This window comes from Amycolatopsis sp. NPDC028719, from assembly GCF_055565395.1.
This window is the reverse complement of sequence record NZ_JBVHUL010000006.1, coordinates 217178-240125: the sequence shown is the minus strand read 5'-3', so window position 1 is coordinate 240125 and position 22948 is coordinate 217178. Positions and strand designations below refer to the sequence as shown.

14 protein-coding genes are annotated in these 22948 nt (G+C 72.5%); 4 read left to right on the top strand and 10 right to left on the bottom strand.

Features of this window, described 5'->3' with window-relative positions:
* Window positions 1–101: 101 nt before the first annotated feature.
* Window positions 102–1016, bottom strand: a complete 915-nt coding sequence (locus ACZ4TR_RS28985; protein ID WP_465290175.1) for an HNH endonuclease signature motif containing protein — start codon at window positions 1014–1016, stop codon at window positions 102–104.
* 324 nt (window positions 1017–1340) lie between these two features.
* Between ACZ4TR_RS28985 and ACZ4TR_RS28980 the strand changes: the two genes are divergently transcribed.
* Window positions 1341–1778 (top strand): hypothetical protein, encoded by a 438-nt coding sequence (locus tag ACZ4TR_RS28980; RefSeq protein WP_465290173.1) that lies wholly within the window; start codon window positions 1341–1343, stop codon window positions 1776–1778.
* Here ACZ4TR_RS28980 and ACZ4TR_RS28975 read toward each other — a convergent pair.
* Together ACZ4TR_RS28975 and ACZ4TR_RS28970 are read right to left on the bottom strand one after the other, a co-directional pair.
* Window positions 1762–2373 (bottom strand): NAD(P)-dependent oxidoreductase, encoded by a 612-nt coding sequence (locus tag ACZ4TR_RS28975; protein ID WP_465290171.1) that lies wholly within the window; start codon window positions 2371–2373, stop codon window positions 1762–1764. The genes ACZ4TR_RS28980 and ACZ4TR_RS28975 overlap by 17 nt on opposite strands.
* Window positions 2370–3275, bottom strand: a complete 906-nt coding sequence (locus tag ACZ4TR_RS28970; RefSeq protein ID WP_465290169.1) for an EamA family transporter — start codon at window positions 3273–3275, stop codon at window positions 2370–2372. Before ACZ4TR_RS28970 ends, ACZ4TR_RS28975 begins: the two co-directional genes overlap by 4 nt.
* A 78-nt stretch (window positions 3276–3353) precedes the next feature.
* Between ACZ4TR_RS28970 and ACZ4TR_RS28965 the strand changes: the two genes are divergently transcribed.
* The gene (locus ACZ4TR_RS28965; RefSeq protein WP_465290167.1) at window positions 3354–4247 is read left to right on the top strand and encodes a LysR family transcriptional regulator; all 894 of its coding nucleotides are present in this window, start codon (window positions 3354–3356) and stop codon (window positions 4245–4247) included.
* Here ACZ4TR_RS28965 and ACZ4TR_RS28960 read toward each other — a convergent pair.
* The 6 genes from ACZ4TR_RS28960 to ACZ4TR_RS28935 form a co-directional block, all read right to left on the bottom strand.
* Window positions 4231–5703 carry a SulP family inorganic anion transporter gene (locus ACZ4TR_RS28960; RefSeq protein WP_465290165.1) on the bottom strand — a complete coding sequence of 491 codons (1473 nt, stop codon included), beginning with the start codon at window positions 5701–5703 and terminating at the stop codon, window positions 4231–4233. The two genes, ACZ4TR_RS28965 and ACZ4TR_RS28960, sit on opposite strands and share 17 nt — an antisense overlap.
* Before the next feature lie 218 nt (window positions 5704–5921).
* Window positions 5922–6398 (bottom strand): (2Fe-2S)-binding protein, encoded by a 477-nt coding sequence (locus tag ACZ4TR_RS28955; protein WP_465290163.1) that lies wholly within the window; start codon window positions 6396–6398, stop codon window positions 5922–5924.
* A 9-nt stretch (window positions 6399–6407) separates the two neighbouring features.
* Window positions 6408–8687 carry a molybdopterin cofactor-binding domain-containing protein gene (locus ACZ4TR_RS28950; protein WP_465290161.1) on the bottom strand — a complete coding sequence of 760 codons (2280 nt, stop codon included), beginning with the start codon at window positions 8685–8687 and terminating at the stop codon, window positions 6408–6410.
* A gap of 204 nt (window positions 8688–8891) precedes the next feature.
* Window positions 8892–10103 (bottom strand): PucR family transcriptional regulator, encoded by a 1212-nt coding sequence (locus ACZ4TR_RS28945; protein WP_465290159.1) that lies wholly within the window; start codon window positions 10101–10103, stop codon window positions 8892–8894.
* 62 nt (window positions 10104–10165) lie between these two features.
* Complete coding sequence (locus tag ACZ4TR_RS28940; RefSeq protein WP_465290157.1) at window positions 10166–11980, bottom strand: rhamnogalacturonan lyase; 1815 nt, start codon at window positions 11978–11980, stop codon at window positions 10166–10168.
* A gap of 29 nt (window positions 11981–12009) precedes the next feature.
* Window positions 12010–14274, bottom strand: coding sequence for a cellulase family glycosylhydrolase (locus ACZ4TR_RS28935; RefSeq protein WP_465290154.1), 2265 nt, complete (start codon window positions 14272–14274; stop codon window positions 12010–12012).
* A gap of 306 nt (window positions 14275–14580) precedes the next feature.
* On the opposite strand from ACZ4TR_RS28935, the gene ACZ4TR_RS28930 reads away from it, so the two are divergent.
* On the top strand, window positions 14581–15573 hold the full coding sequence (locus ACZ4TR_RS28930) for a hypothetical protein (protein WP_465290152.1): 993 nt from the start codon (window positions 14581–14583) through the stop codon (window positions 15571–15573).
* A gap of 100 nt (window positions 15574–15673) precedes the next feature.
* Window positions 15674–16486, top strand: a complete 813-nt coding sequence (locus ACZ4TR_RS28925) for a SigB/SigF/SigG family RNA polymerase sigma factor (RefSeq protein ID WP_465290150.1) — start codon at window positions 15674–15676, stop codon at window positions 16484–16486.
* On the opposite strand, the gene ACZ4TR_RS28920 is transcribed toward ACZ4TR_RS28925, so the two are convergent.
* Window positions 16483–22845, bottom strand: coding sequence for an SDR family NAD(P)-dependent oxidoreductase (locus ACZ4TR_RS28920; RefSeq protein WP_465290148.1), 6363 nt, complete (start codon window positions 22843–22845; stop codon window positions 16483–16485). The two genes, ACZ4TR_RS28925 and ACZ4TR_RS28920, sit on opposite strands and share 4 nt — an antisense overlap.
* Window positions 22846–22948: the final 103 nt, after the last annotated feature.

Sequence of the window (22948 nt, the reverse complement as noted above, 5' to 3'; positions counted from 1 at the left end):
GGAACCTGTACGGCTTGGCCGGAGTTCCGGTCATTGGCTCTCCTGCTTCAGGCGTGGGTGTAGGCCCGTAGCCGGTTGGCTGCGGGCCCTACCCCGTTTGTTCATGCCGCGAATGGCAGTGGTTGGTGGAGGTTGTTGCGCCGGGGTTTTCGGCGTTTGTCCAGGAACGCCGGTGGCAGGAATTCGGGTAGGCCGTCGGCGGCGATGCGGACTTGCCAACCCGAGCGGTGCAGGAGCCGGAGGTGGTGAGCGCACACAACCAGGTTGCCGAGTTCGGTCGGGCCGCCATCGGACCAGTGTCGGATGTGGTGGCCTTGGCAGTGGCGGGGTGGGCGGTGGCATCCGGGGAAGGCGCAGCCGCGGTCGCGCAGGTACAGCGCGCGGCGGAGTGGGGTGGAGACAAGGCGGTGGTGGCGGCCGAGATCGAGAAGCTCGCTCTTGGTGCCAAGGACGGCGGGGATGAGCATGCAGTCGCAGGCGTGAATCCGGGCTTCGGCGGCGGAGATGGTGCCGAGGTCGCCGAAGAGGGCCCGGCCGAGGCTGGGCTCGGGCATGGTGCCGAGGGCGGCCAGACCGGTAGCAGGCGTGGTGGTGCCGGTGTTGCCGAAGGCGGCCGGACCGGCAGCGGAGGTGGTTGCGGTGTCGCCGAGCATGGCCTGGCCGATGCCCGACTTCAGGTCCGCCAACGACACCGCCACCATCACATGGGCTCGCTCACCGGCTTGCATCGGCAGGTCTGGGGAATTGAAAGCCAAGTCGATCACGTCGGAAAAGGCGTCCAGCAGGGCGCTGACGCGGGCGCCGGTCTCGTCATCGAAACAGCCGTTCAACTCCCAAAACCCGGCTCTCTTACGACGCAACGACAACTCGCGACTGGGCATGGCCGGTTCAGTCTCGTCCGGTTCGGCGAGCAGAGAACCGATCTCGGCCTCGGCAGACCGCGCAACAGTGAGCAGTGCGGAGATGCGGTCGGCCAAGGCCACCGCATCCGCTTGCCACACCGTTTCCCTGTCCATCCTCGGCGAGGACACCGTTGCATGGGGAATCGGCGCTCCGGCACCGAGCGGCAAGCAAGGACAAGAAGCGCCGATTTCCCACGCCCCGGCGAAGCCGCATCTTGAAAACTCGACCACGTAGACCTCTGCAAAGGTGCGCGACCTCGAGGCGTCACCGACGCCCGGAGCATCCGGCAGCCCCAAGCTGCAGCGGACCAGAGCCCCCAGTTCACGCCAAGACACCGAACCTCGGCCGAAAGGACGAGGCCCCCGGTACCTTCGGCCGAGGTGACCGACCCCTGGCTCCCCTAGCTTGATCGTGAAGAGGGACCGAGGGAGGCACGCATGGAGTTGCGCACCAGAAGGGCCGGAGTCACCGCCGTCGCGGCCGCTGTCGTCACCGTCGGGGCCACCGTGATGGCCACCGCCGCCGACCCCGTCGCGCCGGAGGTCGTCAGTGCGACGCCGGCCGAAGCCGGGCATGAGGGCCAGGGCAAGTACACCTCCGGGGACTACGTGCTGAACGTGCGCGAACTGGACGACGATGGCGAAGGCACGAGCACCACCATCGGCCCGCACACCTCGTACTACTCGAAAACCCTGCACGGCAACGGTTCCCGGACGCCGACCGTCGTCAAGTTCTCCGTCGGCCGGGACAGCGATGCGCCGACCGTCTTCGCCTACCCTGTTCCCGGGCCCGGGAAGGGCGTCGACTGCGTTGCTTCCGGCTCCGAGGCCGCGCCGCTCGTCCGGTGCGAAACCAAGCTCAATAGCCGACCGTGAAGTGCCGGTCCGGGCCCGGGTTCTCGAGCTCGTGCACGACCGCGGCGGCGAGGTCTTCGGCCGAGATGCGGGAACTTCCGTCCGGTCGTACGAGGAGCGTCGTGGTGCCGCGGCGATACACCCCGGTGCGTGATCCGGGCTCCAGTACCGCCGGCGGGCTCAGGTAGACCCAGTCGGCCGGGTGCGCGCGGCACACGTCGAACTGCGCGGCACTCGCCGAGGCGATGGCGCGGTACTCGGGTGGGACGTACCGCGGGTCGTCGAGCACCAGGCCGCCACCGGGGACCCGGAGCGGGGCCGCGCCGCCGACCACGAGGATGCGGGTGCCCGCCGCGTCCAGCAACGCCGTCGTCGTGGCGGCCACGGTGTGCTCCTCACCCGGTGCGGGACGCGCCGCCGCCACGACCGCGTCGGCACCGGCGAACAGCGTGGCCATCCGCTCCGGGTCGCCGGCGTCGGCCTCGACGACCGGGACATCGGGGACATCGGGCCGGCGCGTCCGCACGATCGCGAGGACGTCGTGGCCGCGCCCGGCGGCTTCGGTGAGGACGCGGGAGCCGACCATGCCGGCCGCGCCGACGATGGCGATCTTCACGAGGGATTTCCCTTCCTGACGAACGGGGTGGGGAGCTGGCCGGCGACGAGCGCGGCCAGCGCCAGTGCGAACCCGGCGAGCTGGACCGGGCCGAGCGTCTGGTGCAGGACGACCGCGCCGAGGACGGCCGCGACCAGCGGCGACAGCAGCGCCAGCACGGCCACCGACGCGACCGGCAGCGTGGTGACGCCGCGGAACCACAGGGCGTACGCGAGCAGCCCGCCCACCAGCCCGAGCCAGACGTAGCCGAGCACGGCGCCGCCGTCGATCGAGGGTGGTGCGCCTTCGACGAGAGCGGTCAGCGGCAGCAGGAACAGGCCACCCGCGGTGAGCTGCCACCCGGCGAACGCGGTCGGGCCGACCCCGGGGGGCCGTCCCCAGCGCTTCGTCAGCGTCACGCCGAGCGCCATCGTGACCGCGCCGCCGAGACCCGCCGCGACGCCGGCGCCGTCGAAGGCCGCGGCCGGCCCGATCACCACCAGCCCGACCCCCGCCATCCCCACGACGCCCCAGGCCAGCCGCCACCCCGACAGTCGCTCACGGAGCACGGCCACGGACAGGACGGCGACCACGAGCGGCTGCGCGGCGGCCAGGGTCGCGGCGACCCCGCCGGGCAACCGCTGGGCGGCGATGAACAGCAGCGGCAGGAACAGGCCGATGTTGAGCACGCCGAGCGCGGCGGCCTTCCCCCACCACGCTCCGCGCGGCAGCTTCCGGGTCAGCGCGAGCGCGACGAGCCCGGCCGGAAGAGCCCGGAGCAGGCCGGCGAACAGCGGATGCCCGGCGGGGAGGAACTCGGTGGTGACGACGTAGGTGGTGCCCCACACGGCGGGCGCGAACGCCGTGAGCGCGACGCGCGGCAGGTCCACGTGGCGGCTTTCGCGCACGAGCTGGCTTGTCATACCGAAATTCCAGCGCAGAGCGATTGATGAGTCCAATACATGTTGGTCACCGCAGCGATCGTGATCCAAGATGGCCGGGTGGAACTCCAGCAGATGCGGTACGTCGTCGCGATCGCCGAGACGACCAGCTTCACCCGCGCCGCCGAGCGCTGCCTGGTCGTCCAGTCGGCGCTGAGCCACCAGGTCGCGCGGCTGGAGCGGGAGCTCGGCGCGCGGCTGTTCGACCGGACCAGCCGGCGGGTGCGGCTGACCCCGGCGGGCGAGGCGTTCCTGCCGGCCGCGCGCCAGTGCCTCGACGCGGCGGAGCGCGCGGCGGCCGAGGTCGCGGCCGCGGTGGGCGAGGTGCGCGGGCGGCTCGCCGTCGGCCTGATCCCCACCGTCACCGCGGCCGACGTCCCGGCCGCGCTGCGCGAGTTCCACGACCGCTTCCCGCCGGTGCGCATCAGCCTCCGGGTCGGCGCGAGCGACGACCTGATCGAACAGGTCCGCGACGGCGTCCTCGACGTGGCGTTCCTCGGCCTGCCCACGACGGCGCGCCCGAGCGGCGTCGCCGTGCACGAGCTGGCTCGGGGCAACCTGATCGCGGTGGTGGCCCCGGACCACCCGCTGGCCGGCGAAACGACGGTCGAACTGCGGCGGCTGGCGTCGGAGGTGTTCGTCGACCTCCCGGCGGGCACGGCCGGGCGGGCGCAGTCCGATCAGGCGTTCGCGGCGGCGGGCCTGGACCGCGCGGTCGCCTACGAGGTGACCAGCGCGGACTACATCGCGCGGCTGGTCGGCCCGGGCCTGGGCGTGGCGATGCTGCCGTCCGGGTACGCGCCGCAGCTGACGGGCGTGGTGGCGATCGAGATCACCGACGCCCCGGCCCGCGTCGAGTACGTCGTCTGGGCGGCGGCGAACCCGACCCCGGCGGCGAGTGCTTTCGTCGCGCTGCTGGGCATCGACGCCGCGGCGGTCAGTGGCTCCCGGTGAGCTCGCCGGAAAGGCGGCCGTGCATGGTCGCGCTGGGCGCGTTCAGCCCGGTGATCTGCACGGACTTGCCGCGGTCGGCGTACTTCGCGGTGACCGCGTCCAGGGCGGCGACGGTGGAGGCGTCCCAGATGTGGGCGGCGGTGAGGTCGATGACCACGCTGTCCGGGTCGCCGGCGTAGTCGAACCGCGAGACGAGGTCGTTGCTGGAGGCGAAGAACAGCTCGCCGGTCACCGTGTACACGACCCGGGAACCGTCGCCGGCCGCGGTGACGTCGACCAGGCGGGCGACGCGGCGGGCGAAGATGACCATCGCCGTGATGCTGCCGGCGACCACGCCGATCGCCAGGTTGCTCGTCGCCACCACGATCGCGACCGTCACGACCATGACGGTGATCTCGCCGGCCGGCATCCGCTTGAGCGTCGCCGGCGCGATGCTGTGCCAGTCGAAGGTGCCGAACGCGACCAGCACCATCACCGCCACGAGCGCGGCCATCGGGATGTCGGAGACGACCGGGCCGAACACGATGCACAGGATCATCAGGAAGGTCCCGGCGAGGAACGTCGAGAGCCGGGTGCGGGCGCCGGCCGTCCGGACGTTGATCATCGTCTGGCCGATCATCGCGCAGCCGCCCATGCCGCCGAAGATCCCGGTGACGACGTTGGCGATGCCCTGGCCGATCGCTTCGCGGGTCTTGTTCGAGCGGGTGTCGGTGATGTCGTCGACCAGCTTGGCGGTCATCAGCGACTCCATCAGGCCGACCAGCGCGAACGCGAGCGCGTAGGGCGCGAGCAGCGTCAGCGTGTCCCAGGTGAACGGGACGTCCGGGAGGCCCGGCACCGGCAGCGACGACGGCAGCGCGCCCTTGTCGCCGACCGTGGGGACGCTGATGCCCGCGGCCACCGTCAGCGCGGTGAGCGCCACGATGGCCACCAGCGGCGCCGGCACCGCCCGGGTGAGCTTCGGGAAGAACACCATGATCACCAGGCCGGCCGCGAAGAGCGGGTAGACCGGCCACGGCACGTCGATCAGCGCCGGCACCTGGGCCAGGAAGATGAGGATCGCCAGCGCGTTGACGAAGCCGACCATGACGCTGCGCGGCACGAACCGCATGAGCTTCGCGACGCCGAGCGAGCCGAGCACGATCTGGAACAGCCCGCCGAGGATCACGGTCGCGACCAGGTAGCCCAGGCCGTGCTCGCGGGCCAGGGGCGCGACGACGAGCGCGATCGCGCCGGTGGCCGCGGAGATCATCGCCGCGCGGCCGCCGACGACGGAGATCACCACGGCCATGGTGAAGGAGGCGAACAGGCCGATGCTCGGGTCGACCCCGGCGATGATCGAGAACGAGATGGCTTCCGGGATCAGCGCGAGCGCGACGACCAGGCCGGCGAGGATCTCGGTGCGCGCGACCTTCGGCGACAGCCAGGCGGGCCGGGCGGGGAGAACGGAGAACACGAGGGATCCAGACGTGCTAGGCGCGGGCGGCGGGCCCGCCGCGGATCCTCACGCTAGAGGAGAGCCGTCCGCCCGGCCGGAGCCGCCCGCGTCCGATGAGGGCCGGATCACCCGAAACCGGCGTGACCGAAGGGTCAGCACGCGTGATTGAAGAGCCGACTCACGTGATTGGAGGGTCGACACGGCACCGCCGCCGTGTCGACCCTTCGGTCACCGGCTCACATCTTCTCCGCGCCCGCCTTCACCGCCTCGCGGATCCGGGCGTAGGTCCCGCAGCGGCAGATGTTGCGGATTTCGTCCAGGTCGGCGTCGGTGATGTCCCGGCCCGCCGCGCGGGCCTGGCGGACCTTGGCCACCGCCGCCATGATCTGGCCCGGCTGGCAGTAGCCGCACTGGGCGACGTCCAGGTCCAGCCACGCCTCCTGCATCGGGTGCAGGTCCTTGCCCACCGTCGCGGGCAGGCCTTCGATCGTGGTGATCTCGTCGGTGTCCTTGATGTCGGCGACGCGCACCGAGCACGGGTTGAACGCCTTGCCGTTGATGTGGCTGGTGCACGCCTTGCAGACGTCGAGCCCGCAGCCGTATTTCGGCCCGTTGATGCCCAGCAGGTCGCGCAGGACCCAGAGCAGCCGGAGGTCGTCGTCGGCGTCGACGGTGACCACGCGGCCGTTGACCCTGAATGTTTGTTGTGGCACGGCGCGCTCCTAGTAGGCGTGGTCGAGGCCGTCGGTGGGCGACGGCGGTGTGGACGGCTGCACGGGCAGGGGCTCGAAGGAGAGCGTGCCGTGGTTGATCGGGAACGACGTCGGCATCTTGCCGACCGCGCGGGCGTAGGCGCAGGCGACGGCGGCGAACGACGGCGCCACCGCGAGCTCGCCCGCGCCGCTGGGGCTGGACGAGGTGTTCGGCATGATCACGACCTGTGTCTCGGGCGGGGTGTTCCACTCGCGCGTGTAGAAGTAGTTGTCCCAGCTGCCTTCCAGCGGGAGCCCGTCCTTGATGTGGATGCTGGAGGTGAGGCACATCGCGATGCCGTCGTTGAGCCCGCCGATCATCTGCGCCTCGAGGCCGCGCGGGTTGATCGCGAAGCCGGGGTCGACGACCACGAGCGCCTTCGTCACGCGCGGGCCGGTGACGCCGTCGCGGACCTTGCGGTTGACCGTCTCCGGCCGGCAGTCGATCTCCACCAGCACCGCGACGGCGCCGCGGTATTCGGCGTGCAGCGCGATGCCCTGCGCGGTACCGGCGGGCATCTTCCGGCCCCAGTTCCCCACCTGGACGGCCTTGTCCAGCACGGCGCGCAGCCGGTCGTCCTTGAGGAACTCGCGGCGGAACGCGACCGGGTCCTTGCCGAACTTCTTCGCCAGCTGGTCGACGACGAGCTCCTCGGCGGTGACCACGTTGGGCGAGTAGATGTTGCGCATGCTGCCCGTGTTGAACTTCAGCGGGATCTCGTTGAGCAGCTGGGTCGTGACGCCGAAGTTGTACGGCGAGGACTGGCTCAGCAGGAAGATCGACTCGGCGAAGCTGAGGTTGCCGGCGATCGGCAGCTTCGCCGCGGTCGAGGTGATCATCTCGCCGAGCCCGTGGCTGAACTCCGTCTGCACGCTCGTGTGGCGCTGTTCGAAGCTGATGACGTTGCCGAGCAGGTAGGTCGCCCGGACCCGTGAGACGCACATCGGGTGGATGCGCCCCTGGCGGAAGTCGTCGGTGCGCGACCACATCAGCTTGACCGGCTTGCCCATCTTCTGCGACGCCTCCGCCGCTTCGGCCGCCGCGTCGTGGAACAGGTGCCGGCCGAACGACCCGCCACCCTGGGTGACGTGCACCGTGACCGCGTCCTGCGGCAGCCCCAGCAGCTTGGCGATCTCCTCCTGGGCGACGATCGGCACCTTCAGGCACGACCAGATCTCCGCGCGGTCGGCGCGGACGTCGGCGATCGCGGAGCCGGTCTCCAGCGGGCTGTTGCTGGCGGCGGCGAAGGTGAACTCCGCGTCGAGGTACTGGTCGAGCAGGCCGGGCACGGCCATCGGCAGCTGCGCGGCCTTGAGCTTCTTGAGCACGGTGGCGTCGGACTCGCCGTCGACGGTGCCCGCGCCCCAGGTCACCTTCAGCGCCCGGATCGCGTCGATGCACTGGCCGAACGTGCGGCCGCGGACCGCGACGCCGTGCGAGATCGCGGCGACGTCGGTGATCCCGGGCATCGCCTCGACCTCGGCCGCGTTGAGGATCGCGCGCGGCGTGCCGTTGATCGTGGGCGGCCGCGCGACCATGGTCGGGAGGGCGCCCGGGACGTCGAGGTCGAGGGTGAACTGCTTGCGGCCGGTGACGGCGGCGTGGGCGTCCAGGCGGTTCTGCGGCGTGCCGAGGACCTTGAACTGCGACTGCGGCTTGAGCGTCGCGGCGACGCTGATCGTGGTGGCGGAGGCGGCGGCCTTGGCGAGGGAGCCGTAGCTCGCCGTGCGGCCGCCGGAGTCGCGCACGACGCCGCCGGACGTCGTCAGCTGCGACGCCGGCACGCCCCACTTCGCGGCCGCGGCGGCGATCAGCCGCTGCCGGGCGATCGCCGAGGCGGTCCGGACCGGCGTGTAGATGCTGCGCATCGAGTTGGAGCCGCCGGTCAGCTGGTTCATCAGCAGCTCGGGCCGCGCGTCGGCCAGCGTGACGTCGATCTTGTCCAGCGGGAGGTCGAGCTCCTCGGCGATCATCATCGCGACGGCGGTGGTCATCCCCTGGCCGACCTCGGCGCGCGGCACGGCGAACGCGGCCCGGCCGTCGGCGCCGATCTGCACGCTGATCAGGCCGGACGTCGGCAGCGCGGCGAGGTTCTGCAGGTCGCCGAGGTCGAAGATGTCCTCGGGCTGGGGCAGCGACGGGATCGCGGCGGCGGCCTTGCTCGGCGCCAGCTCCGCGCCGCCGACCTGCGCGGCGACGGCGAGCGTCGGCGCGGCGAGCACGAAACCGAGGAAGCGGCGACGGGCCATGGAGCGCGGTTCGGACCCGGGTGGTGGGAGGGAAGGGTCTTGTTCGGGCATGAGCGGCTGGGACCTCTCGAACGACGGTGTGGGAGAAGCGCGGGCCTGAGCACCGCCGGGCCGGAGTGTTACACACATCACGCCACCGAATGAAGGATCTGAGTGCCTACATTTGGCCTAGTGTCGTTGTGCAGTGTGCACAGCGGGTGCCGGTCATGGCACGCGCGGTGGCGGGAGGAAGGGCAGTGCGCGGACGACCAGGGCGAGCTCCAGCGCCAGGTCGCCGCCGGTCAGCGGCCGGCCGGTCAGCTCTTCGATCCGGTGGATCCGGTTGAGCACGGTGTTGCGGTGGCAGTGCAGCGCCTGTGCCGAACGGGTCGCCGAGCCGCCCGTCCGCACCCACGTCGCGAGGGTCTCCAGCAGCGGGCCGCGCTCGACTGAACGCAGGTCCAGCAGGCCACCCAGCCAGTTCTGCTGCAGTGACTCCGTCAGCTCGGGCGAGCTGAGCAGCAGCGCTTCGGGCAGCCGTTCGGCCAGGCACACCACATCGGCCCGGCCCGGCGGCACCGTTCGCATGGCGAGCACCGCCTGGCGGTACGCCGTGTGCACGGCGGCCAGCCCGTCGACGACCAGGGACACGCCGGCCGGCACGGTCAGCACGGACCCGATCGCGTCGACGGCGGCCGCCACCTCGCGGCCCGGCAGCGAAACCAGGCCGACCAGCACGTCGGCGCGAGACTGCCAGGCCGACGCGGAGCCGAGGTCCTCCAGCGCGGAGCCCAGCGGCTCGGCGAAGGCCGTGTCGCCGGGACCCGCGGCCGCGACGACGACGTAGGGCCCGGAAATCGGCAGGCGCAGCGCCCGGCCGGCCTCGTAGGCGAACCCCGCGTCGGCCGCCCGGCCCTGCAGCAGCCCTTCCCAGAGCGACGCGCGCCGCTGCTCGTCCGCGCGGACGAAGCTCCGCTCCGCCACGTGGTAGGCCAGTGCCACCTGGGCCGAGGTGGCGTCGACGACCTCCCACACGCGGGTCGCGAGGTCGAGCATCGCCTCGTTGTTGACGTACCCGGTCGCCCGGGCCTTCTCGGTCAGGGCCTGCCAGACCAGCCGGCCGCCGATCCGGAACGAGCGCAGCACGTCGTCCAGCGGGAGCTGCTGTTCGGCGCGGCGCCGTCCGGTCTCCTTCGCCGCGTCGTAGAGGTCTTCGTCGGTCCCCGCGCCGCGGCCGATCAGCTGCAGGACCCGGCGGAGGTTGTCGTGGCAGGAGCGCCAGAGGTCGTCGCCGGGCACGACGTCGGCCACCTGGTAGCCCGGGTTCTGCTCGACGATGACGGCGACCAGGGCGCCGGTGAGCCCGTCCAGCTCGTCCAGCACCCTGGCCGCCAGCGACCACGCGGTGTCCCGGGCCGCCGCCCGCGTCTCGCCCATCCGCACCACCACTGTCGCGCTCCCGCCGGCGCGTCAGCCTACGTCGCCACCTCGATTTCCGCTTACCTCGCGAGGGTGAAGCTCGGGTGCGGCGGCTGGTTGTACGCGGTGTTCTGCCACGCCACCGCCTCCCGGTACTGGCGGTCCTGCATCAGCGAGACGTGCGAGATGCTCGTCGGGTCCGTCGTCGAGTAGATCCGCAGCGCCCGGTTGTCCGACGTCGGCCAGACGACCTCCTCCCGCCAGTCGCCGAACAGGTCCGCCTGCAGCGACGGGGTGCTCTTCGTGCCGTTGTTCGCGTGCACCCCGGACGCGGTGAGCAGCCGGGTGTCGGCGCTGGTGCCGTACTTGTCGATGTGGGTGCCGTCCAGCAGCTCGCGCTGGGCGTCCCCGTCCCACCAGACGACGAAGTTCGCCGAGGACGGCTTGCGCCCGATGTTCTGCCCGCTGGTGTTCAACAGGCCGGACACCGCGGACGACCACGACTCGGCGCCGGGGCTGCCGGCGTAGACGTCGTCCGACACACCGCGTCCGTTGTCGCAGGAGCACGACGCGTTCTGCCAGATGACCTGCCCGGTCTTCGCGTCGGCCATCCAGGCGGCCGGCTTCGAGGTGTCTTCGTCCACTTTGAACTCTTCCAGGCCCGGCCGGCTCGGGATCAGGTCGCCGACGTGCAGGGCGTCGCCGTGACCGAGCCGGGTGTTCCACAGTGGACTGCCGTTGTCGTCGATCGTCATGGCGCCGAAGACGACCTCGTCGCGGCCGTCGCCGTCCGCGTCCGCGACGGCCAGCTGGTGGTTGCCCTGACCCGCGTACTGCGAGCCGGCGGAGTTGGAGTCGAACTTCCACCGCTCGGTCAGCGCGCCGCCCCGGAAGTCCCAGGCCGCGATCACGGTCCGGGTGTAGTAGCCGCGGGACATGATCAGGCTCGGGTGCGAGCCGTCCAGGTAGGCCGTGCCGGCGAGGAACCGGTCGACCCGGTTGCCGTAGCTGTCACCCCACGACGACACGGTGCCGCGCGGCGGGTCGTAGTTCACGGTGGACATCGCGGCCCCGGTCTGACCGTTGAACATCGTCAAGAACTCCGGGCCGGAAAGGATGTAGCCGCTCGAGTTGCGGTGGTCCGCGCTCGCGTTGCCGATGACCTGCCCGGTGCCGGACCGCGTGCCGTCGGCGGTCTTCATGGCGACCTCGGCCCGCCCGTCGCCGTCGTAGTCGAAGACCTGGAACTGCGTGTAGTGCGCGCCGGCGCGGATGTTGCGGCCCAGGTCGATCCGCCAGAGCCGGGTACCGTCCAGCCGGTAGGCGTCGACGTAGACGTTCCCGGTGTAGCCCGACTGCGAATTGTCCTTGGCGTTGCCCGGATCCCACTTCAGGACGAGCTCGTACTGGCCGTCGCCGTCCAGGTCGCCGACGCTCGCGTCGTTGGCGCTGTAGGTGTAGCTCTCCCCGGACGGCGTCGTGCCGGACGGCGGAATCTGGATCGGGACGTCCCGGGTGCTCGCCGCGGCCGTGGCGTCGAGCGTCAGCGAATCCTCGGCGGCGAAGGCCGACATCCGCTCGACACCGCCGACGACGGCGCGCACGGTGTACTGGGCACCGGCGGGAGCGCCGGCGTCCAGGAAGCCGGTCGGCCCACCGGCCGGGGTCCGGGTCACCCTCGTGCCGTCCCGGTAGACGGCGAACGTCACGCCCGCGGGGTCGTCGGCCAGCAGCCGCCAGCCGACCTGGTTCCCCGCCGCGGTGTGGACGCTCACCACCCCGCGGTTCAGCTTGTCGAACGTCGGCGCGGTCTCCCCCGCCGCGGTGGCCGGGGTCAGCCCCACCACCAGGACGCCCACCGCGCCCACGATCAGCCTGCGACTCAGCGCGAACATGCTGCTCTCCTTGTCTGAAGTGGACGGACTCAGCCGGTCGTGCAGGTGCTGCCGTTGAGGGTGAACGAGGCCGGCGCGGGGTTGGACCCGCTGGACGTGCCGTTGAAGCCGATGCCGGTCGACGCGTTCGGGGCCAGCGTGCCGTTCCAGGCCAGGTTGGTGGCGGTGACCGCGCCGCCGTTCTGCGCGAAGTCGGCGCCCCAGCCGGGCAGGGTCACGCGCTGGCCGGCGGGGTAGGTGAAGGCGAGGGTCCAGCCGGTGAGCGTGCTCGGGCCCGTGTTCGTGATGGTTACGGAGGCAGTGAACCCGGTGCCGCCGCCCCAGGCGGGCGCGGAGTAGCCGATCTTGCACGTCCCGGTGCCACCGCCCGCGCTGGTCGTCACCGTGGCGGCCGCGGAGTTCGCCGAGACGTTCCCGGCGGCGTCGCGGGCCCGCACCTGGTACCGGTAGGTCGTCGACGCGGTCAGGCCGGTGTCGCTGAACGTGGCCGAGCCGGTCGAGCCGACCTGGCCGAACGTGCCGCTTCCGGTCGCCCGGAGGACGTCGTAGCCGGTGACGCCGACGTTGTCCGTCGAAGCGCTCCAGGTCAGCGTGGCACCGGTGGCCGTCACGGCCGAGGCGGACGGCGTGCCGGGTGTCGTCGGCGCCACGGTGTCCGTGGTGCCTCCGCCGTAGACAGTGGCCTCCTTCGAGGTCTGGCGGACGCCGTTCGCACCGTTCAGAAAGCGCTCTCCCCAGGCCGTCAAACTGGCGGGATCGAAGTTGTTGACCAGGTCGAGGTAGCCGACGTCACTGCTGTTGCCGCTCCACGACCAGCCGAGGTAACCGAGGCCCCGGGACTGTGCTTGGGCCATGATCGTGTCCTCGTCGGGGTTGCCGTCGGTGTGCATGTTCCCGAACTCCCCCACCACCAGCGGCAGGCCGGCGGTGCGGAAGGCGTCGAAGTACGCGGTGATCTCGGCCGCGGTGTCGTAGACGCCGTACATGTGGATGGAGAACACCGTGTTGTGCTGCGGGTCGGCGGCGAGCACCGAGGCAGCGTTGTCGCGCATGATGTTCTGCCAGTCCTGACCCCACATCGGCGCGTCGGCCATCAGCAGGTGCTGCAGGCCGGCGCCGCGCAACCGGGTGATCGCGTTGCTCGTCGCGCTCGCCCAGGTCGCGCTCACCTGCTGGTTGTTGCCGAACGGCTCGTTGCCGAGGTTGATGACGACGTAGTTCTCCTGGCCCTTGAGGGCACTGGCGACGCTGATCCAGTAGCTCGCGGCCTGGTCCAGGCTCGCGGCCGCGCTCTCCTCGCCGTAGCCGGTGGTGTCGTGCGCTTCCAGCACGCAGATCAGCCGGGACTGCTTGCACAGCGAGACGACGTTCGCGACCTCGGCCGCCGAGGTCGGCCCCCACCGCTGGCCGCTGCCGAGCACCACGCGCACGGTGTTGGCGCCGAAGGACTTGATGTCCGCGAAGGCGCCGGTCTGACTGGGGTACCAGGCGTACGGGTGGTTCACGCCGCGCATCACGAAGGCCGCGCCGTTCGCTTCGACGACCTGGGTGCCGCTGACGTGCAGGCCCGCGGCCGCCGTGGCGGTGGGCAGGGCCGCGACCAGAGCCGGGTACCAGCGGCTCTCCATCTTCTGGATGCCGGTGGTGCCGTTCGGGTGCACGCCGTCGGTGGTGTCGGCGGCGGTGTCGAACCCGGTCCACTGGTCGACGACGGTGATCGGCGACGCGGCGGTGCTGTGCGCCTGGGCCCAGGCGGGGATGGCGGCGTTCAGGTCGACCACCCGCTGGGCGCAGGCGGCGCAGTTGGCCGGGTTCATCGGGATGATCTTCGCGACGACGAGCTTCGTCGCCGGGTTGCTCGCGCGCATCTGGCCGAGCAGCGTGGTGTAGGCGTCGAGGATCGTGCTCGCCGGGAGGTTGTTCCAGACGTCGTTGGTGCCGAGGTGCATCAGGACGATGTCCGGACGGCTGGCCGAGAGCCAGCCGGGCAGCTGGTTGTCGCGCGCGATGCCGGTGGCGAGGAACCCGCCGTGGCCTTCGTTCTCGCCGTCGTAGGTGAAGCCACAGCCCTGGGCGGGGAGCGTCCCGACGAAGTCGACGTCGGCGTGGCCGGTGTCCTGCAGGTGCTTCCACAGCAGCGCGCGCCAGCACCCGGGCGAACCGGTGATGGAGTCGCCGAGGGCCATGATCCGCGTGGGCGCGGCGGCTGCGGTGCTTCTGGTGTGCGGCAGGGCGACGAAGCAGGCGGCGAAGAGCAAGCCGACCACGAGCGCCCGGAGAAAACGCCGGGTCATACCGACCTCCTGGAGAAATACGACAGGGACAGTCGACCTGGGAGCGCTCCCAGCACGGGAGTGTAACGGCTCGGCCACCTTCGCGAAAGTATCGGGCGATTCGACCACGTTGTCGAAAGCGCTTTCAGTCCACAGTGGATGATGGGTCGGCGCACGACCCGCACGGCGAAGGGGTGGCGACCGATCTCGAACGGCCCAGTCCGTTCGGAGGATGTGCCCGGTGCCCGCCATGGGTACAGTCGCCTGCGTCAAGATCATTCTTGACGACGCCGCGCCGCCCGCCCCTTCGGCCTTCAGGAGCTCGACGTGCGCATCTCCCCTCGATTCGTCGCCCCCGCACTCCTTCTTTCGGCGCTGCTCGCCGCACCCGGCAGCGCGCAGGCCGCCGCGGCGGCGAAGTGGCCCGGCGATCCGGCCGTCACGGTCGCCGACTCCGCCGGCGTCTTCGGCGAAAACCTCAGTGGGCTCTCGTTCGAGGGCGCCGACGTGCTGTGGGCGGTCAAGAACGGCCCCGGCACCCTGTACCGGCTCGTCCGCCAGGGCAGCACCTGGACCCCGGACAGCGGCTGGCCGTCCGGGAAGAAGCTGCACTACCGGGGCGGCAGCGGCGACCCGGACGCCGAGGGCGTGGTGGCCACGCCGGACGGCGTGTTCGCCGCTACCGAGCGTGACAACGACGAGGACGGCAGCCTGCTGAAGGTGCTGCGGTTCGACACCGGCTCGCCCGCGAAGGCGCTCGACGCGGTCGCGGAGTGGGACCTCACCGGCGACCTCCCCGGCGTCGGCGACAACGGCGGCTTCGAGGGCATCACCTGGGTCCCGGACGCCTTCCTGACCGCCGGCGGCTTCCGCGACGAGCACACGAAGGCGCCCTACGACCCGGCGTCCTACGCCGGCCACGGCACCGGCCTGTACTTCGTCGGCCTCGAAGACGAAGGGGAGATCTACGCGTACGCGCTCGACCAGGCGGGTGGCGGGTTCACCCGTGTGGCGACCATCGCGTCCGGGTTTCCCCAGGTCATGGAGCTGGAGTTCGACCCGGAGACGGGCAGCCTCTGGTCGGTCTGCGACGACACCTGCGACGGCAGGTCGGCGACGCTGAAGATCGTCGGCGGCAAGTTCACGGTGTCGGCGACCTACGCGCGGCCGGCGAAGATGCCCGACTACAACAACGAGGGGTTCGCGATCGCCCCGCCGTCGACGTGCTCCGCCGGGCGCAAGGCGGTGGTGTGGGCGGACGACGGGAACGACGGCGGCCACGCCCTGCGTGCGGGAACGCTGCCCTGCGCCGTGAGCTGACCGCCGGCCCGCTGAACCTCCGTTACTCCGAGTGCACCAATGCCCGGCGTCCCCATCACTGGTTCGTGTGATTCAGGACAGCTTTGGGTATGTGGGCACCATGGCAGTCAGAGCACCGGAGAGACCCACGGCGACACCAGTCGCGCCCACGCCCCGGCGGACCAACCAGTTCGCCCACTGCGTTCCGCTGTTCGACGAACACAACCGGCTGTCCGCAGAGGACCCCCGGCGGACCGACCTGCGCGACCGGCTGATCACCGAGCACCTCGAGCTCGCCGAGAACATCGCCAAGCGCTTCGGCGGCCGCGGTGAGTCGTTCGACGATCTCGTGCAGGTCGCGCGGACCGGCCTGATCCACGCCGTCGACCGCTTCGACCCGGGCAAGGGCCGCGACTTCCTGTCCTTCGCCGTGCCGACCATCATGGGCGAGGTCCGCCGCCACTTCCGCGACACCGCGTGGTCGATGCGCGTGCCCCGCGGACTCAAGGAGCTGCAGCAGAACCTGGCCCGGGCGACCGGCGAGCTGGCCCACGACCTGGGCCGCTCCCCCACGCCGAGCGAGCTGGCGGCGCACCTCGACATCGATGTCGAGACCGTCCGAGAAGGACTCCTCGCCGCGGAGGCCTACAAGCCGGCGTCCCTCGACGCCCCCGCCCGCGGCGGCGAGCACGTCACGGTCGCCGACCAGCTCGCCGACCACGAATCCCCGTACAGCAAGGCCGACGACCACCTGACGCTGCAGGCCGCGATGGCGAACCTCCCGCCCCGGGAACGCGCGATCATCGAGATGCGGTTCGTCGAAGAGCTCACGCAGAGCCAGATCGCCGAGCGGATCGGCGTCTCGCAGATGCAGGTGTCCCGGCTGCTGACCAAGACGCTCGAGCAGCTGCGCCACCGCATCGTCGCCGACTAGCCACGCGACCGCTCCCCGAGGTAGCCCGCCAGTTCGGCGACCGTGGGCCGATCGAAGACGACCGTGGCCGGCAGGTCGGTTCCCGACAGCCCGGCGAGGCGGGTGCGCAGCTCGATCACCGTGAGGGAATCGAACCCGAGCTCGGGGAACGGCCGGTCGTCGGCGATCACCGCGGCGTCCGGGTGGCCCAGCACCGCCGCGACCTCCGCGCGCACCAGCTCGCGCAGTTCCGGTCCGGCCGGGTTCTCCGGCCAGCCGGGACGCGGTGCGGCGGCGCGCGCGCCGGCGGCCGGCGGCGCCGTCGGAGCCGCCGGGTCGAACCGGGCCGGCACCAGCACCGGTTCGCCGGATCCGAGCGCCGCGTCGAACAACGCCAGACCCTGCTCCGCGGTGAGCGCTTCGACGCCGGACGCGTGGATCCGCCGGCGAGCCGTGGCCGAGATCCGGTCGCCGAGACCGGTGCCCAGGTCCCACAGCCCCCACGCCAGTGACAACGCGGGGAGTCCCGCCGCCCGGCGGCGGCACGCCAGCGCGTCCAGGGCCCGGTTGGCGGCCGCGTAGTTGGCCTGCCCCGCCTTGCCGAACACGCCGGCGATCGACGAGAAGAGGACGAACGCGGTCAGCGGCAGGTGGCGGGTCACCTCGTCGAGCACCAGCGCCGCGTCCACCTTCGGGCGCAGCACGGTGTCCAGGCGCTCCGGTGTCTGTGCAGCCAGGACGCCGTCGGCCACCACGGCCGCGCTGTGCACGACGGCCGTCAGGGGCGGGTCGCAGCTCTCGACCAGCGCCGCCACGGTGGCCCGGTCCGCGACGTCGGCGGCGACGATCCGCACCTTCGCCCCGAGCTCGGCCCGCAGCTCTTCCGCGCCGGGGGCCGCCGGCCCGCTCCGGCTCACCAGCAGCAGGTGCCGGACGCCGTGCGCGGTCACCAGGTGCCGGGCCAGCGCCCGGCCGAGCGCGCCGGTCCCGCCGGTGATCAGCACCGTCCCTTCCGGACCGAACGGCCGGCCGTCCGACGGCGCCGTCCGCGCGATCCTCAGTACGTGCGGCTTCCCTTGGCGGACGGCGATCTGCGGCTCCTCGCCGCCGCCGGCGAGGCCGGTCACCCGATCCACCGGGAAGCCGGGTTCCAGGTCGACCATGCCGATCCGGCCGGGGTACTCCGCCGCCGCCGCGCACCCGAGACCCCAGACCGCCGCGGCGCCGAGGTCCGGGACCGGCCCGGTCGCGTTCCGGGTCACGAGGACGAGCCGGTCGCCGCGGTCCTGCCAGTCGTGGAGGACGGCGAGCGCCCGGCCGGTCGCCGTGCGGACGTCGCCGGGTTCGATTTCCACCACCCGGACCGGTTCCCCGGCCGCGACCGGGATCATCGGAATCCACTGTGGACGGTAGAGCATCGTATCCCGCGGCGCCATCGGCCGCGTCGTCAGGGACTCGACTCGGGCCAGCGGAAGCCCGTCTTCGCCGAACAGCTCGACGCGGACGGCGCCGGCGCCGAGGCGGACGCCGTGCACCCGCGCCCGCCGCGCACCGGGCGCGTAGACCTCGACACCGCTCCAGAGGAACGGCACCCTCGGCTCGGCCGCCGCCCCCTCGGCGAGCGCCGTCGCGTGCACGGCCGCGTCCAGCAGGACTGGGTGCAGCTCGAAGCGCCCGCCGACGTCCGGCGCGAGGTCCACCTCGGCGAAGAACTCGTCGTCCCGCGTCCACAACCGGTGCACGGCTTGGAAAGCAGGTCCGTAGGCGTGCGCGCGGTAAGCGTCGGCGACGTCCGCTTCCACCGCGCCGGGCGGCGGCCATTCCCCGGTCCGGCCGCCCGGTTGGGCGCCGCGCGGGCGCAGGCGCCCGGAGGCGTGCTTCCGCCAGTGCTCCTCCGCCGGACGCCGGGCGTACACGTCGATGCGCGGCCCGTCCACGACGACCTGGACGTGGACGTCGTCGGCCGCGTCGAGCCGCAGCGGCGCTTCGATCGTCAGCTCCTCGATGGCCGCCCCACCGGCGTGCAGGGCCAGGTCGACGAACGCCGTGCCGGGCGCCAGGACCGCTCCCCCGACGACGTGGTCGGCCAGCCACCGCTGCCGGCGGACGCCGAGCGAGCCGCCGTGCACGACCCGCGGCGAGTCGGGCGCGACGAGAGCCGGCCCGAGGACCGCGTGGTCGCCGCCGGCCGGCTCGAGCGACGGCGACGGCGGGTCGAGCCAGTACCGGCTGCGCTTGAACGGATAGGTGGGCACCGGCGTGACCCGCGCACCGCTGCCGGCGAACACGGCCCGCCAGTCGACGGGGATCCCCGCGGTGTGGACCGCGCCCGCCGCCGCCAGCACTCCGGTGCCCGACATCGTCGTCGCGGTCACCGGCAGCGCGTCGGCCGCCGAGCGGCTCAGCACGGGCGCCGGGCCGATTTCGAGGCCGATCACCGGGCCGGGTGCGGTGATCGTGACGAGGGCGTCGGCGAACCGCACGGCCGAGCGGGCGTGCCGCCGCCAGTGGCCGGGCTCGATCTCGTCGACGAGCCGTCCGGTCAGGCCCGACACCAGCGGCACCGAGGGCCGGTGGTGCTTCAGCCCGGTGGCGATGTCGTGGAACTCGTCGAGCATCGGTTCCACGAGCGGCGAATGGAAGGCGTGGCTCACGCGCAGCCGCGTCCCGCCGCCGAAGCGCGCGGCGAGGGCCGTCGTCGCGCCGTCGTCACCGGAGAGGACCACCGACCGGGGGCCGTTGACCGCCGCGATCGCGACACCGTCACCCAGCACTGGAGCCACTTCCGCTTCGGCGGCTTCGACGGCGATCATCACGCCGCCGCCGGGCAAGGCGGCCATGAGCCGGCCGCGGGCGGCCACGAGCGTCGCCGCGTCCACCAGGGACAGCACCCCGGCGACGTGCGCGGCGGCGAGCTCGCCGATCGAGTGCCCCACCAGTACGTCCGGCCGCAGCCCCCAGGACTCGAACAGCCGGAACTGGGCGACTTCGAAGGCGAACAACGCGGCCTGCGCGTGGTCCGTGCGGTCCAGTGCCTCGCCCCCGGCGAACGCGATGTCGCGCACCGGGCCGCCGACCGCGTCGCACGCTTCGCCGAACGCGTCGGCGAACACCGGGAACAGTCCGGCGAGCTCCCGTCCCATGCCGGCGCGTTGCGCGCCCTGCCCGCTGAACAGCAGGGCCAGCCGGGTCCCGCCGCGCACGGTCCGGCCGCGCACCCGGCCTTCGGCGACGGCCCGCAGTGCCGCCGGGTTCCCGGCGGGCACCAGCACGCGGTGCGCGAGCGGCGTCCGGCGGGCCAGGGTGTAGGCGACATCCACCGTGTCGGCGGCCCCGGACAGGCGGGCCGCGACCTGCCGCAGCCCTTCGTCGTCGGCCGCGCTGAGCAGCCACGGCGCCGAGGGGAACGGATGCCGCGCCGGGACTTCCGGGGCCGGCGCCTCTTCGACGATCACGTGCGCGTTGGTGCCGCCGATCCCGAAGGCGGACACCCCGGCCCGGCGGACCCGGTCCGCGCGCGGCCACGGCCGGGCCGTGTCGAGCAGCGCCACCCCGCCGCCGGACCAGTCGACGTGCGGGCTCGGCTCGTTCGCGTACAGCGACGGCGGCAGCTGCTCGTGCTGCAGCGCCGTCACCATCTTGATCACGCCGGCGACCCCGGCGGCGGCCTGGGTGTGCCCGACGTTGGACTTCACCGAGCCGAGCCACAGCGGGTCGCCGTCCCGGCCACGGCCGTACGCCGCGATCAGGGCCTCCGCCTCGATCGGGTCGCCCAGGGACGTGCCGGTGCCGTGGCCTTCGACGGCGTCGACGTCCGCCGCGGTCAGCCCCGCGTCGGAAAGGGCCGTCGCGATCAAGGCTTGTTGCGCGCGCCCGTTCGGGGCGGTCAGCCCGTTCGACGCGCCGTCGGCGTTGACCGCCGTGCCGCGCAGGAGCGCGAGCACCGGGTGCCCGTTCCGCCGCGCGTCGGACAGCCGTTCCAGCAGGAGTACGCCGGCGCCTTCGGCCCAGGCCGTGCCGTCCGCCCCGGCGGCGTACGACCGGCACCGGCCATCCGGGGAGAGGCCGCGCTGGCGGCTGAAGGCCAGGAAGGTCCGCGGGGTCGCCATCACCGTCGCCCCGCCGGCGACTGCGAGCGAACACTCCCCCGCGCGCAGTGCTTTCGCCGCGAGGTGCAGGGCGACCAGCGAGGACGAACAGGCCGTGTCGACGGTGAGCGCCGGGCCGGTCAGCCCGAAGGTGTAGGAGATCCGGCCCGAGGCCACCGCGTGCGAGGAGCCGATGCCCAGCCACGCCTCGAGCTCGTGGGGCGTGGTGAACCGGCTCGCGTAGTCCTCGTTCATCACCCCGGCGAACACGCCGGTGTCGCTGCCGCGCAGCGTCGCGACGTCGATGCCGGCCCGCTCGAACGCCTCCCACGTGGTCTCCAGCAGCAGCCGCTGCTGCGGGTCGGTCGCGAGCGCCTCCCGCGGCGAGATGGCGAACAGGCCCGCGTCGAAGTCGCCCGCGCCGTCGAGGAACCCGCCGCGGCGCGTCACCGACCGGCCGATCCGGTCCGGGTCCGGGTCGTACAGCCCGGCGGTGTCCCAGCCGCGGTCGGCGGGGAACTCGCCGGTGGCGTCGACCTGGTCCGCGACGAGCCGCCAGAGGTCTTCCGGCGAGCGCACGCCGCCGGGGTACCGGCACGCCATCGCGACGATGGCGATCGGCTCGGCGGCGGGTGCCGGCGGTGCCGGGGCTCGCGTGCTCACCTGGCCGGAGGCGAGCCGGGCCAGCTCGGCGATGACCTCGCCAGGGGTCGGGAAGTCGTAGATCAGCGAGTGCGGGACATCCACGCCGGTGAGCTCGGAGAGCCGGTGCCGGAACTGCACCCCGGCCAGGGACGACAGCCCGAGCTCGGTGAAGGGCCGGTCCCGCCAGCCGTCGCCGCCGTCGTGGCCGCACAGGGCGACCAGCTCGGTCCGCACCACCGCGGCCAGGTCCGGCGGTTCCGGCGCGCTCGCCAGGACGTTGCGCCGTGGCTTGCCCGACGGTGTTCGCGGGATCTCGCCGACCTCGATGTAGGCGACCGGCACCTTGTACAGCGACAGCCGGCTCAGGCACAGCCGCCGCAGCTCTTCGGGGTCGAAGCCGGCCGGCCCGGGGACCACGAACGCCACCGGTACCGCGCCGACGACGTCGTCGGGCCGGCCGGCGACGAGGACGTCCCGCACCGACGGCGACTCTTCGAGCACCGCCTCGATCTCGGTCGGGTAGACCTTCTGGCCGCCGCAGACGATGACGTCGTCGACCCGGCCGTCGAGCACCAGCCGGCCGCCTTCGAGCCGGCCCGCGTCGCCGGTGGGGTACCAGCCGTCGCGCAAGGGTGAGGCCTGGCCGTGGTAGCCGAGCATCAGTCCCGGGCCGCGGACGAGCACCTCGCCTTCGTCGATCCGGATCTCGATCCCACCCACCGGGGTCAGCCCGGCCGTGCCGGGCGTTTCCACGGCGATCTTGCCGCCCGCCTCGGTGCTCCCGTAGCCGTTGAGCAGGTCGGTGCCGAACAGCTCCCGGGCCGCGGTCCGCGCCGCCGGCGTGCACGGCGCACCGGCGGTCAGGCACAGCCTCGGGGTGCCCAGCGGGCCGTCGTGCTCCTGGCGCAGGCGCAGGTAGGTGGCCGGAACCCCGGCCAGCACGCAGCCGGGGTGGGCGGCGAACAGCTCCGCGGAAAGGCCTTCGGCGAACCGGGTGTGGGAGCCGACCGCGATGGTCGTGACGAAGGCCAGCGACAAGGCGTAGGCGTGGTGGGTCGGCAGCGGCCACAGGAGGGTGTCGTCCGCGGTGAGCCCGTACATCGGGACGTAACACGCGGCGGTCGTCCACAGCATCGCGCGCTGGGAAAGCAGGACGCCCTTGGGCCGGCCTGTGGTGCCGGAGGTGTAGAGCAGCCAGGCCGGTTCGTCGAGGGCGAGGTCGTCTCTCGGCGGTCGTGCCGTTCGCTTCGGCGGGTCCTCGACGAAGACGACCCGCAGGCCACGGCTCTTGCCGAGCCGGTGGGCCGGCTCGGCGTGGCGCTTTTCGGTGATGAGCAGGGTCGCCCCGGAGTCGTCGGCGATGTGCGCGAGTTCGGCTTCGGTCGCCCGGGAGCTGACCGGAACGCCGACCGCCGAGGCGCGCAGCACGGCCAGGAGGTGTTCGGCGAACTCGACCCGGCTGCCGACGTGGACGAGCACCCGCTCGCCGCGCGCCACGCCGAGCGCGGCGGCGTACTCCGCGCTGCGGTCGGCGAGCCGGCCGTAGGTGACGGTCCGCGTGCCGTCCGAGTAGGCCAACCGGTCACGGGGATGGGCGGACAACGCGGCGGTGAGCGGCCGATCGAGCCCGGCCCGGTTTTGATCCACTGCTCCGGGTATACCGCAATTTTCGCTTTCGCGGCCACGGGGACGTTTCCGCGACGCCTGGGTGACGGCCGGCTGCGACGCTGTCCAGGGTTCCCGTCGCGGG

Bases quoted from the DNA above. Each gene is read 5' to 3' on its own strand.
- ACZ4TR_RS28985 (WP_465290175.1), bottom strand. From the start codon at position 1,016: ATGGACAGGGAAACGGTGTGGCAAGCGGATGCGGTGGCCTTGGCCGAC.
- ACZ4TR_RS28980 (WP_465290173.1), top strand. From the start codon at position 1,341: ATGGAGTTGCGCACCAGAAGGGCCGGAGTCACCGCCGTCGCGGCCGCT.
- ACZ4TR_RS28970 (WP_465290169.1), bottom strand. From the start codon at position 3,275: ATGACAAGCCAGCTCGTGCGCGAAAGCCGCCACGTGGACCTGCCGCGC.
- ACZ4TR_RS28950 (WP_465290161.1), bottom strand. From the start codon at position 8,687: ATGGCCCGTCGCCGCTTCCTCGGTTTCGTGCTCGCCGCGCCGACGCTC.
- ACZ4TR_RS28945 (WP_465290159.1), bottom strand. From the start codon at position 10,103: ATGGGCGAGACGCGGGCGGCGGCCCGGGACACCGCGTGGTCGCTGGCG.
- ACZ4TR_RS28940 (WP_465290157.1), bottom strand. From the start codon at position 11,980: ATGTTCGCGCTGAGTCGCAGGCTGATCGTGGGCGCGGTGGGCGTCCTG.
- ACZ4TR_RS28935 (WP_465290154.1), bottom strand. From the start codon at position 14,274: ATGACCCGGCGTTTTCTCCGGGCGCTCGTGGTCGGCTTGCTCTTCGCC.
- ACZ4TR_RS28925 (WP_465290150.1), top strand. From the start codon at position 15,674: ATGGCAGTCAGAGCACCGGAGAGACCCACGGCGACACCAGTCGCGCCC.